This is a genomic window from Synergistaceae bacterium, from assembly GCA_017450125.1.
Taxonomy (GTDB): domain Bacteria; phylum Synergistota; class Synergistia; order Synergistales; family Aminobacteriaceae; genus JAFUXM01.
Genome location: JAFSWZ010000017.1, coordinates 1 through 13,359 on the forward strand (window position 1 = coordinate 1; position 13,359 = coordinate 13,359).

General features: G+C 55.5%; 6 protein-coding genes. 4 read left to right on the top strand and 2 right to left on the bottom strand.

Going from position 1 to position 13,359, the window contains the following annotated elements; translation table 11 throughout:
• From IJT02_03460 to IJT02_03475, 4 genes are all read left to right on the top strand, one after another.
• On the top strand, positions 1-999 hold a 999-nt coding region (locus IJT02_03460; protein ID MBQ7543981.1), incomplete at its 5' end, for a flagellin.
• A 150-nt stretch (positions 1,000-1,149) separates the two neighbouring features.
• Positions 1,150-1,551, top strand: coding sequence for a flagellar protein FlaG (locus IJT02_03465; protein MBQ7543982.1), 402 nt, complete (start codon positions 1,150-1,152; stop codon positions 1,549-1,551).
• A 95-nt stretch (positions 1,552-1,646) separates the two neighbouring features.
• Positions 1,647-4,481 carry a flagellin gene (locus IJT02_03470; GenBank protein ID MBQ7543983.1) on the top strand — a complete coding sequence of 945 codons (2,835 nt, stop codon included), beginning with the start codon at positions 1,647-1,649 and terminating at the stop codon, positions 4,479-4,481.
• Positions 4,482-6,113, top strand: coding sequence for an NFACT family protein (locus IJT02_03475; GenBank protein MBQ7543984.1), 1,632 nt, complete (start codon positions 4,482-4,484; stop codon positions 6,111-6,113).
• Between the two features lie 51 nt (positions 6,114-6,164).
• On the opposite strand, the gene IJT02_03480 is transcribed toward IJT02_03475, so the two are convergent.
• Positions 6,165-9,554: a hypothetical protein gene (locus tag IJT02_03480; GenBank protein ID MBQ7543985.1), complete on the bottom strand. Its 3,390-nt coding sequence runs from the start codon at positions 9,552-9,554 to the stop codon at positions 6,165-6,167.
• Positions 9,555-9,717: 163 nt separating this feature from the next.
• Complete coding sequence (locus IJT02_03485) at positions 9,718-13,035, bottom strand: hypothetical protein (GenBank protein ID MBQ7543986.1); 3,318 nt, start codon at positions 13,033-13,035, stop codon at positions 9,718-9,720.
• Positions 13,036-13,359: the final 324 nt, after the last annotated feature.

Sequence of the window (13,359 nt, forward strand, 5' to 3'; positions counted from 1 at the left end):
AAGGTAGCAACCGGCGACACCAAGCTCCGCGACCTCGACAAGTTCTGGAACTCTGAGGGCGTGTTCATGCTCGATGACCCGAAGACCATCACCCTCAATCAGGGCAATGGCAATAAAGCAAGCGTAACGCTCTACGCCAACGACACGCTTGACGACGTGGCAAAGAAGCTCAACGACGCAGTTGCTGACGGTCTCGGCCAGAAGAACTACGTCGACGACGCTACGAAGTTCGTAACGTTTGTAGGCAACGGCTCGACGACAGACTCTGAGGCAGTTGACGGCACGTTCCTGATCCGTTCAATCGTTCCCGGCAAGAGCGGCGAAATCACGCTTTCAGGCGACGAGGCGGTTCTTAACGCATTCTCCCTGAACACGATCCAGAAGTCTAAGGAGACCTCCTTCACGGTTGACGTTGAGGATGCACACACCGGCGAGCTCATCAAGCAGGGCGTGAAGATCACCGGCAACGTCGCGAAGGGTCTCATCGACGAGAACGTTGACGTAGAGTTCAGCGAGCTTTCCGGCATCAGCGCAAAGTGGAACAAGAACACCAACAAGTTCGACTACTCGGCCGCTACGACTGAGACTACGCTCCACCTTGCCGACAACACGACTGTTCTGCAGATCGGTGCAAACGAAGGCGAAGACCTCGCGATGAACATCGGCGACATGAGAAGCCACGCACTTGGACTTGACGGCGTAAACGTCATGAGCCACGACAGGGCGGCACGCTCAATCACCATCATCGACAACGCAATCGACAAGGTAAGCACGCAGAGGGCAAATCTCGGTGCGTACCAGAACAGGTTAGAGTACACGGCCAGCAACCTGACGACCGCAAGCGAGAACCTGAGCAGCGCAGAAAGCCGTATCCGCGACACAGACATGGCGAAGGAAATGATGAACTTCACGAAGCTCAACATTATGCTTCAGGCTGGCAACTCCATGCTCGCGCAGGCAAACCAGCAGCCTAACAACGTCCTCAGCCTTATCCGCTAGGCCTAAAGCCGCCTAAGTGGTATTCTGAAGTCGCATAACCCGTATCGTTGATACGAACGTAAGCAATTAATGGGGGAAGGGGGGAAATCCTCCTCCCCTATTTTGATACACGAATACGGGCTGACATGACGGAAGGCAGGCGGTTTGGCAATGGCAGGCGGGATAGAAGTCCCGGTTCCCCGGCAAACCACTGCTGAAGAGCGGCGTACGGTAACCAAGACCAAGACGCTTGGCCGGATTGGCGAGGCTCGTGAAGACAGTTTCCGGCAGAGGCTGGAAGCCCAGAGACGAAGCCTGAAGCAAGATCAGGACAGGCAGGAATCCAACGAGCAGGCCGAGAAGCACAAAGAAGCTATGTTCGCGAAGGTCGGGGCACGCCGGCACCTGCAGTACGAGGTGATAGAGGATGCCGCTATTGTTCAGGTAAGTGTGATTAATTCTGAGGACGGGACGATAGTGCGCAAGTTTCCTCCAGATACGGTAATCGGGTTCGCAAAGAAGTTCCGTGCGGCAGGCCGGGCTTCAGGACGCAGGCTCGATATGACAATGTGAGTTTTCCCCCGCATTTGCGGTAAACCCGTAATGTCGGGGGGGTTGTATATTTCAGGGAAGAGATTTTACACACACTAAGGACGGTGAAGTGAAGCATGTCAATGATAATGAATCACGACATGACCGCAATAATGGGACAGCGCATAATGCAGAGGAACTCCCTCGCTATGAAGCGTTCCCTCGAGAAGCTGTCGACAGGACTGCGGACAAAGATTGCGGATGTTGACAACACGGCCGGGCTTGCCATAAGCGAGACGATGATGTCCCGCATTGGCGGCAAGGAAAAGGCTCTGCAGAATGCCCAAGACGGTATCAGCATGATTCAGACGGCGGCAGGCGCGCTGGATCAGACACAGTCAATGCTGCAGAGGATGCGCGAGCTCAGCGTTCAGGCGGCGAATGACACGCTCACCCAGCAGGACAGGAGCTACATTCAGGTTGAGATAAACGAGATTCGCGACGAGATAACCAATCTCGGGAACAACACGCAGTTCAACCGCAAGAATATCCTCAGCGGAGACAACGCGGTCCTGTGGAGCAGCACGAACGAGAACGTCAAGGCGGTAGTTCACGGAGGACTGCGCTCGATAGACAGTTACGGGCAGAAGTACGCGGTTGACGGCAACTACAGGATTACCGTCAAGGCAGAGGTCGGCAAAGCACAGGTTCAGAAGACAGACATCCTCAAGATTAAGCACGACAGCACAACCGAGCTCAAGACACTGAACACGAAATCGGGGGTAGTCGGTGTATCGGCCAGCAATGTACCGTCCGGCGACTACAGCATAACTTTCGCGGAGAGCGCAGAGCCCGCGACAGAAGGAGTCCTCACGGGCTCATACGGCATAGGCGGGATGCTGAACGGTACGGAGAACGCGGTAACCTTTGCTGAAGAAATAGGCGCGCCTGTAACCAAGATAACCGTAGCGACGACTGACGGCGTGGAGATCTGGAGCACGTCAGGTTCAGACCTCTTCCGCAACGTCAGGAACGGAAGTGTTACTACTGCGGCGGATCAGTCAGCGTTCTTTGAGGGCAGGACTGACGTAACGAACGGACCGGCTTTCGTAGGAGTGAAGGACGAGGTTATTGCTTCTGCGCGCGAAAAAGGCATAATCCTTTCCGGCTTCGAGGAAGCTGACAGTGAGAGCGGCTCGCTGAACCTTACAGCACAGAGGCTCAACGGCGACGCGACAGGAATCACAATCTCCTACGAGACCGAAGCACCAGGTGTAGCACCCGTTACGGAGACGACGGCCGCAGACAGTGTAAGGATTGGTGCGGACGAGGTTTTTGCTGTCGAGGTAACTGACCAGAATTTAGACAACGCAAGCGTTCTCTTCGAGGTTACGAACATGGACGCTGTCAATGGCATGGTAACCCTGAAAGCCACAGCAAGCAAGCTCTCACAGGACGGACGAGCCACAACGGCCGTGCAGGACAACATCATTCTCACGATGGGAGCGGACGGTGAAACTCCTAACACCGTAAGCCTCTTCAAGCTCTTCGGCGGAACGGACGACAGCCCCGCAGCAACAATAACTCTCGGCGAGAACGGCACAGTTCCCATCCAGAAGGGCGCAAAGTTCGTGTATTCCATCAAGGCCGGAGCAGAGGCAGAGGGCAACGATAACCCCATACAGCTCAACATCACGTCAACTCCTGAAGGCTCAGACCCTGAAAGCTGGAGCGGCGGAGCTTTCGGCGGACAACAGGTGGAGTATCTCCTCAACGGCGAGACCAACGCGAGCTCTGAGCTGAACTTCCGGCAGTTCTTCGTGAACAGCGAAAACGGAAGCGTCTCGCAGGGAAACATAACCCTCAGGACAAACGCCAACTTCAAGGCCGCCGACGCAGGAGGAGAGATCAACCCCGAGAACAACAACGCTGCGGCATCGTTCAGGGCGGGTTACGTCGGGGAAGTTGCGACAAGCTCAACGAAGCTCCGCGACATCGACAAATTCTGGACGAACGAAGGAATATATGTTCTCGAACAGCCCAAAGAATTGACCCTCACGCAGGGCGACGGCAGGCAGGCTAAGATTATGCTCTACGGCAACGACACGGTAGGAGACCTCACGCGCAAACTGAATGACGCGGTAGCTAACGGTCTGGGGCAGGCAAAGTACGTTGACGATTCTGGTAATTTCGTGTCATTCGTAGAAGGTGCGACTCCTGGACAGGAAGGCGTAGAAGGTACGCTGGTAATACGTTCCGTGCTACCGGGCACTAAGGGGGAAATCACGCTCTCGGGCAATGAAGACCTGCTCAAAACCTTATCCCTCAATACGATTCAGGAGTCTAAGGAGACATCGTATGAAGTTACAGTAAGGGATGCACACGACGGCGAACTTATAGCACAGAAAGTGAACATCACGGGAAATATGCTCGTCGGCGTGATACACAGCAATATTGACGTGGAGTTCGACCCGATGCTGGACGTAAGCGTTGCGTGGAACGACAAAACCAAGAGCTTCGACTTCACCAACACGGGCGGCGACAACGGAACTGACGTAGTGCTTCACCTTGCGGACAACACGACAATCTTCCAGGCCGGAGACAGCGAGGGCGACGACGTTATGGTCGCGATAGGGGACATGAGGGCTCATGCTCTCGGCCTCGACGGAGTGAACGTGATGAGCAGGGATAGAGCAGCTTACTCGACGACGCTGATTGACGCGGCGATAGACAGGGTATCGATGCAGCAGGCCAAGTTAGGGGCGGCACAGAACCGGCTCGAGCACCACATCGGCAACCTCACGAAGGAAACCGAGATGCTCACCGAAGCTAACTCGCGCATTCGTGATGTGGACTACATGACGGAGATCATGAACTTCACGACGCAGAAGATTCTGATGGACGCGAATACTGCGATGCTGGCTCAGGCAAACCAGATTCAGCAGAGCACGATAATGAGGCTGTTACCGTAAATGGCATTCGGCCCGGAATATATTTCAGGACTCGCAGGGGCACTACGAAAGATCTTGCCTCTGCGGGTCAATCGTATTGAGGGGGGCGAGTCGTGGACAGCCCTCAAGTTTTCCGGCGAACAGTGGCTGTTATTGTCGTGGAGTTCCGGCGCGGCGGGAATTTGCACGGCCTCACAGAGCGAGATGAACGCCCTCAAGGACATTTCCCCGTCAAAAGCATCAATCAGCGAGGCACTGAAGAGCAGGCTAACTCACGGGGGAGAGATTTTCTCCGTCAGGCAGCTCAACAACGACAGAGTGATAGAGCTCGGTGCAAGGCGGAGGGTTTCTGCGGGCGTGAGCGTGAATTATTATCTTGTGTTAGAGATTACCGAGCCCGTAGCGAATTTCCTTCTGCTTGACGAGAACAGGAAGATAGACGAGGCGGCCAGGCATTCAACGCCGGACACAAACCGTTTCAGGACGATACTTCCCGGACACCCGTACACTCCGCCGCCTGTCTTCGAGGGAGTTGACCTCCACAGCGTCAAGAGCCTGAAGCCTGAAGACGTGCAGAACCTTCGGGGGATAGGCCGTCCGTTAGCGAGGCTGGCCGTGAATCACTGGGAGGAGCACGACGCTTTGTCGTGGCAGTCCGCGCTGGGCAAACTTCTCGACGAGGACTCCGACGTAATGTGCAGGGTCATCACGAAGAACGGATACATGACGCGGCTGGACTTTTCCCTTCCCGAGACCGCAGAACTTGGCCGGGACGTGCTGAGGGCTTCGGCACACGGAGTATTGCGGCCTCTGCTGATGAGGGGGCGTGAAAAGAAGCTGCACGAGATTGACGCGAAGATCAAGCGCGCGGTGAAAGCCAAAGAACGCCACCGGGACGGCATCGCCAAGCAGCTCAAGGAATGCCGGGACGCGGAAGTTTTCCGGCAGAAGGGAGAAGCTATACTATCGCACATTTACGCGATACCCAAACGCGCTGACACCGTAACCCTCACCGACTGGGACGGAACAGTCCTCACGATAGCCCTTGACCCGGAACTCTCGCCTTCGCGCAACGCAGAACGTTACTTCAAGCGTTACCGCAAGGCATCCGGCAACCCTGAGGAGATAAGCGCGAACCTTGAGGCCATAACGTCGGCGATAGACGAGCTGAAGGAACAGCACGCGCTTCTTGAGGCGGTCGATGACCCGGAAAGTTTCTCTGAGGCAGTTAAGGATCTCGAGGAGTGGCTGAGCCCTGAACCAGCAAGACACCACCGCAAGAAGCAGGCTTCCTCGCTCCCTCCGCACCTGAACATCACGCGGGACGGGGTTACGATTCTTGTGGGGCTGTCGGCACGCGGCAACAGGTACGTTACGCTGAAGGCGGCACGGCCGGACGATATTTGGCTTCACGCGCACGAGATGCCTGGTGCACACGTGATAATCAGGGGCTTGAAGCGTCAGGAGCTTGAAGGCGAACGGCGGGACATCCTCGAGTACGCGGCAGGACTTGCGGCGGGACATTCGGCGGGGAAAGGCGCGGGCTCTGTGCCGATTGACTACACGGAGAGGAAGTATGTTCGCTCTGTGCCGGGAACTGTCGCTCTCGTAACCTACACCAACCCGGGAACTCTGAGAGTTAAGCCGGAATAGCCGCACAAAAAAAGCCCTGCCCTTCGCGGACAGGGTGATTTTTTTTCTCTGCTACTTCTCTACGACAATCACAGGCTCGTACGTTACTCCTGCTCTCAGCCACGCATCTACAGTTATTGTGCGGCATGAGGGCACTTCCTCGATAGGTGCTCCGTCCGTGTCGTAGAAGTCCGCGATTCTGTCGTCTTCGGTCTCTTCCGCGTCCTTCGGGAAGGGAAGGTACACCAGCTTTGCCCCGACCGGCGCGTCCTCGAAAAGCTCCGCAGGCAGCTCGTGCTGTCCCTCTGTCTCTGACGAAAGCTCGGGCAGTACAGCAACCACAACATACCCCTTGCCCTCAATGAACGCGCGGTGTTCCGGCGAAAGCTGAGCGAGTGTGCGCGGAACTCCCAACCTAACAGCCTCATCATAATAAACGTCAACAGTTCCGGCTTCATTGTTGCCGTATGTGCGTGCCTCAGGGGATGATTCGGGAGAACTGCCGCCATTGTTCGCTGGAGCACTGGCTTCGTCGGATGTGCTCTTGTTCGCGGCAACGTGAATCGTCATCGTACCGCTCTGTTTGTTGGCGGCGTTCGTGGCCTGAACGACAAAGTCATCCTCCTCTGCAGTCAGCTTGTTCTTGGCCAGAGTGAACGTTACCGTTGCTTTGCGTCCCTTGCTCGCGGAATCTGCTTTCACTGAAGCAGTGATGTTGCTGCTCTGCGGCTTCGAGACCTTCCACGTTATCTTTGTGCTGTCGGAGGTGGGGGCTGTCTCGTCGCTTATCCAGAGAGTGAGCGTACTGCTGACTTTCGCCGTCTTCGAGCCGGTGAGCGTAACATAAGGCACGCTTCCGCCCGTGCTGAGGTTCATTCCCGTGCGGTCGGTATCAATCTCGGGGACAGGGTCATTTATCGTCAGGGACAACGTGCCCTTACTCTCCGCACCGATGTTCTCGAGACGCAGAGAGACCTTCGCGTTCTTCGAGGCTTTCAGTCCTCCTTCTCTGACACGCAGAAGCCCGCAGTTGTAGTACTCACTGCCCGGCAAAGCATCATTCTCGATGAGTTCCAGGCCAAGCGCGGCAAGTGCTTCAGTGTCCTCGTTCTTGCCCTTCTTGTTCAGGGGAGAGAACTTCACCCTGAAGCCCGCTGTGTCGCTGGAAGTAAGCTCCGTCTTGCCGACCTTCGCCCTCACCACCCCAGCAATATCGCCTGACCTGAAGGCATCCCTGCTCAGCGTCAGCTTCGTCGTGGCCAGAGACGGCTTCGCGCCGGTAACCGTTACCCACAGACGCGCCCAGTCGCCTGGACCGTAGCCGTTCGTCGCGTTCACCACGATGTCCAACGACTCGAACTCTCCGGCACTGTTCGTCGTCGGAAGAATGGCGTTTGCGGTTGTCAGAGCCTTGAGCTTGCCGGTCTTGCTGTCGAACGAGAGCCCAACTCCTGCAAGCACCGCCGCATAATAATCGCTTGTCTCTATGCTGTCATCCTCAAGGTATCCCTCATCATCGCCGAGCCTCCACGTTATCGTCTTCGAGCCCGCAGCTTTTAGGGTTACAGCAGGAACTTTCCCCGCAGCGACACTCTTCGTCTTCTTCGGGTCAATGTGCTGAAGGCCGGTCTCGTCTGCCGAGCCGGTCTTGTCCTTGATGGTAGCGCCTATCTTGCCCTCTACGCTGACCTTGAGCGTCGTCTTCTTCTTCGTGAAAGTGTTTGCCGCCGTTACAGTGAATGCCGTCTTGCTCTCCTTCTCCTGCGCCTCGACGCTGCCGGTGAACTCGACGCTTCCGGGCGTTACGACTCCTCCGAACGCGTCAAACTCCGGCTGTGTTACTTCAGCTTCTATGCCGTTCTTCTCCGCAGGCTTCACCGTGATGATGTAGTGCCCTTCCCCGCTCACAGTGTAGACCGTCGGGACTGTCGCGCTGTCAAGGTCAGAATCCTCAGACAGCGGAACGGTAACAGCTATTTTGCCCGGAGCGTAAATTTCCGCCTCGCTGCCGTATTCGTCTAGTGAAGTCATCTTCCAGCGTATCAGCTCAGAAGGCTTGGCACTCAGCTTGAAGGTTTTTGTGGCTGGAGACTTCATCGCGGAGTTCTGGACGGCAACAGTTAGGGGGAAGTTCGTGAAGGCTGTCTTTGCTCCGTTGAAGGTGATGGTTAAGCTGCTCTCGGCATCCTTCGTGTCCCCGCCGCGCTCAAAGCCCGTTACGCGGAAAGGAAGCCCGTACTGTATGATGTTCTGTTGCGTGAGGTAGATGTTCTCCTCCGGGACTTCTCCATCCTCACCGGGAAACAGTGTCTTCGCGTCCTTCCTGGCGATGTACACCCACACGTTAGGGGCAGCTCCCTTGACGGTGATTACTGCGGGCTGATCCCTGAAGTTCCCTGCAGTGAAGTTCGTCGCAGAGATTGCGGCTATCTTCGCCTTGCCCGCCGTTCCCGGCCCGGGATTGTTCGTCTTGTTCTCGTCGTCGTTCTCGCCAGCGTAGAGGTCAATGCCGTCCCAGCCGTCCCGCGTTGGGTCTGAGGCCGTGCCTGCAAGATTGGAGACGTTCAGGCTCACGGGCTGAGTTCCAGCGTCCGAGCCGGGCTCTTCGTGAACGTCAAAGGATGTGCTCATAACGACAACCGCACTGTTCGCAACAACTCTATAGCCATCGTCATTGACGAGCTCTGCGGTAACCGTAACTTTGCCCGAAATCCCGCTGGGCTTTGCGGTAAGAACTGTCTCATAGACCGCCGTACCTTCCAGCTCCAGAACGTTGTACTCCGACTTCTCGCTGTCAGTGAGAACTAATACGCCATCAGCGTCGCCGACAGAGATTTTGAGGCAGTCAGCCCAGCCGTAAGCATCCGAATCCGTGTCCTCCGTGTATGACAGTGAAGGGTTTGCTCCGCTTGTGTTGGTCTCGTAGAGAATCCTTATCCCCACTGCCGTATCTTCTTCGGCTTTGGCGTTGAGGGTGAACTTCTTGTGCTCGAGGTCTGCATCACCGAAGCCGGAGATTATCACGCCCTCTTTGCGCGCCGCCGCTACAACGTCCTTCTTCACTCCGGCAAAAAGCGGACCGTTCGCGGGGTTGGTCCGTCCCTCGAAGAAGGCCGCCTGATCCTCCGCAGTCGTTGTTCCTCCGTGCTGGGCACTCTTGAACAGGTCAGTACCCTCCATTGACCACAGCTCGCCGCCCTCCGTCGTCTCAACCGTAATTCTTGTTACAGGAGCACTGATGCCGTTCCTGAACGTGAGCGTTGAGTCCGTGTCGTAAGGGTAGTAGCGTACGAGTGCCTTGATGTTGATGCCGATGTCCTCATCCGTCCTGTTCGCGGCGTTGTAGATGTCCGTCAGGCCTGCCGTGATGCTCTCGATCGTGTAGCCTCCTCCTGCCCAAGCCGAAGCACAGAGCAGAAGCATCCCCAAAGCAAGCGCGGAAACGTGAATATATCTCTTCATGAGCCATGACCTCCTTTGTCTGCTATAGTTATCGGATAAGTGAAATTCTACCATGAAAGAAGCCCTGCCCGGATTTCTCCAGACAGGGCCGGCTGCCAACCTGTGAGTTTACTTCGTCTTCAGCATGAGCAGATGCCTGGACTCTGTTTCCTCACGTTTTGCCTTACTCCGCTTCGATCGCGATCACCGGTGCGTACTTCACTCCGGCGTTAAGCCACGGAGAGGCTATGATCTTATGGCTTGCAGGAACTCCTTCAACCGGTGTGCCTGCTTCGTCATAGAAATCAACGATGTCTTCATCATGCGTCGCCTTGTCAGGGAATGCGAACCACAGGAGCTTTGCGCCCTCAGGAGCATTCTCGTCGAGCTCTGCGCTGATGTCGTACTGGCCGTCCTCTTCGACGGTGATCTCAGGAAGTACCGCGACGACCGTGTAACCATTCTTGGCGAAGAACGCGTTCTGTTCTGCCGTGAGGTTCGCGAGTGTTCTCGGTGCACCGAAGGTTACTCCGGCTTCCTCGCCCTCTGCGCCGTTCTCAGCCTCTGCCTTTGCCTTAGTGTCAAGGTATGTCTGGTAGCTCGCGCTGCCGTTCTTGGCCTTGACTCTGACGGGCGTGCTGGCCGTGCTTTCGGGGGCGACATAGACTGCCTTCGCGTTTGCAGGAAGTGCGCCGGTGTTGTCAGTACTGGCTTTCGCCGCGATGTTGAGCTCCACTGTGCCCTTGCCTGCTGCGCCGATGTTGTCGAGCGTAACGTTGATCTTGGCCTTCTTGGTCTCCTTCATCTTGCTGGCGTCCGCAACCCTGATGATGCCCAAGTTCTTGTAGTTCTCGTCAGGCTCGGTGGTTTCATGGCTGCCCTTCCTCAGCCAGACTGCCGTAATTTCAGCAGGCTGGCTATCAAGGCTGACGTTTATAGCACCGCTTGCGACCTTCTCCGTGTAAGCACCGCTGTCATAGACATTCTCCGCAAGGACTGTTTCCTTGTCGCCGCTCAGGAGCTTGTACGGAGTCTTGTCGCCGCTCGGGACTATCTCCATATTGTCTGTAGCCTCAGTATCGGTGCTCTCCAATGCCATGACACTCTTCCAAGTAATCATCTCAAGGCCGAGTCCCTCGAGTGTTTTCTTGCCTGCCGCATCGGGCGAAACAATGACGTTCGCTCCTGCCGCGCTGGAGGCTACGGGTTTAGCCTTACCTGCATTGAGCGCAAAGGTCTTGATCGTGCCGTTCACGTACTCATTTCCGGCGAACTCTACCTTCTTGACGTTGAGGGACGGTTTCGCGCCCGTGATGCCCATCATCGTGTGAACTGAGGCATCTTCTTCACCTCCGACCTCATTAGTGGCGTAGATTATAACCTCTATAGGCTCATACACGCCGTCATTGGACGTAGGAATAGTGTTCTTAGAGCCCTTCGGGTAATCGATTACCGCACCCTTCTTCTCGTCGAACGACAGGCCTACTTCGTTGAGAGCTTCCAGATCGTCGACATAGTAGGTTATCGTCTTCGAGCCTATGGCCTTCGGCTTCACACTGGGAACTTTGCCGGCCTCGACGGGCTTCGTCGTGAACCACCTGTGGTTGTCGTCATCCTTCGAGACGGGGTACTTCTTGACGTCGAACGACGCAGGAACTTTGCCGATTACCGTGATCTTCGCGGTGCCCTTCTTCTTGGTCATCGGGTTGGTTACCGTGAGGGTTACGGCAGTCTTGCTCTCCTTGTCGGTCTTCGTGAGCTTTCCGCCGAACGTTACAGAGCCTATGTTGCCCGTATCTTCGCCCTCGTTGTCCTTGCCGATCTCGCCCCTGTAGTTGAAGTCAGGCGAGGTGATGGTTACCTCGATGCCGTTCTTGGTCTTGTCCGCGCCCTTCTGGGTGATGACGAACGGGCCGTAATCTCCGCTGATGTAGTAGGTAAGGAGATGCTCGGCTGCCTCAGAGAGCTTGCCCAAGTTTTCGTCCCCAGCGACAAGCGGGATGGCGATCTCGAGCTTCTTGTCTGCCGGGTTGCTCTTGGTGTCGATCACGTGGTCATAGGGTTCATTATACTCAATATGTGTGCCCGAGACTGTGGCTGTTACGTCAGTCGCATCGCCGACATCATCTGAAACCTTCCATACATAATTCTCAGCATCATAGTAGGCATTGCCTGTGCTGAGCGTGAAGGCAAGGTCGCCGCCGTTCACGTAGTCGGTGTAACGAGCTTCCTCATCGAAGCTGATTATCGCGCCAGTGAGCGTATCTCCTGCCTCAAATTCCCTCGCTGTCCTCACACCTTCAGCATTCTCCGTTACGAGCGGGACGTTGGTAAGTGCTGTCTCCACGTTATGGTAGTCATTGAACCACCACTGAGGCGAGTCGGTGTTGGGCTCAACATTGATCTTGACGGCCTTAGCGACAGGCTTTGAGGTCTGCTTGTTCTTCAGGGAGACAGTTACCGGGAAGCCCTTGTAGCTGAAGTACCCGCCGTTGAAAGCGAGGGTCAGCGTGGAGGACATGTTCTTGGCGGTCTCCTTGTCAGCCTTCTTGCCGTCCTTGTCGGTAGCACCAGTGAGGCCGGTGTTGCCGCTGAAGTCGTAGCTCGTGATCCTGAAGGGGATCTGGTACTCCGCGATGTTGTCCTGGTCGAGGCGGATGTTCTTCGTTGAGCCCTTAGGAAGCCAGCCGAGCTTGATGGCATCTTTGGCGGCGACGTAAACGTCAACTTCTGTTACTGGGCCGCTGATGGGGATGGTGAGCTCTCCGGCGGTGCCTGACGTGAAGGTGAGTGCTTCCTTCTCGATCTTGCCGAGCTTGGGCTTGGCCTTGGCGGTTGCGTTGTTGCCGGGGTCGCTCTCGAAGACGGGGTCTTTGCCGTCCCACTTGGCACCTTCGGGGTTGGCGGGATCGTTCTCGTAGTCGAACTTTGCGTGAATCTCGATCTCTCCACTTGCATTCTCAGACGCGTCAACTTTTCTAGCAGTCTCCGCAGCGGCATCAGTAGTAATGATTGAGCCGTTAGTCGTTCCGTCAGAGTTGCAAAGGTATACCTTAACAGGGAAGGTTCCTGTTGTTTTCAGTAATGTACCGGTTACGTCGATTCTGAGCGTGGTAGGTCCCATAGCAGTATTATCATCAGCGGTAATACCCTTCGTGAACCTATAGTAGGACTGATTCGCTGCATTCTGATTCTCTACATCGGTATTGGTAACAGTCGTAGACTTGACAGTGAAGACATCACTATCCGAACCTGTTGATGCACCTGCGACTTCCCACTTGACGACGTTGGCGTTTTTGTAATACCCGCTTGTTGACGGACTTACACCTGACACAGTTACGTAGAAGGACACCGTTACATCTTGGTTGACCCTCACGGCAGCGTCATAAATATCGTCAACCTCAACAGAGTCTATCTTGAAGTAATAGTCTGCCATCGCAGGCGCAGCGAACGACAGCAACACCCCGGCCAAGATAGCCAGCATAAACGCGCTTTTCTTCATACCATTAACCTCCTTGTTCGTCTCCCCGTCCTTCGCGGGAAAGACCTTCGTTAGTTTTCCTTGAGCACCCTACTTCACGAGTGCCCGCCTTCGTGCGCACATTTTCTGGTGTAAACGCACTAACCACCTCCTCAAGTACTGCCGGTCAATTTACACTCACTCCCGCACAGCTCACACCGAATCTTCATCCGTGAAATGATGTAGCGTTCACTGTTACGCGAGCTTGTTACCCTATTGCTTGGATATGTAATGTTTCGGAGACAAAGCAGGAAATCTTTAGCGAGTATTCTACAACATGAGGGAAATGGTGAAAATATTTCAGGG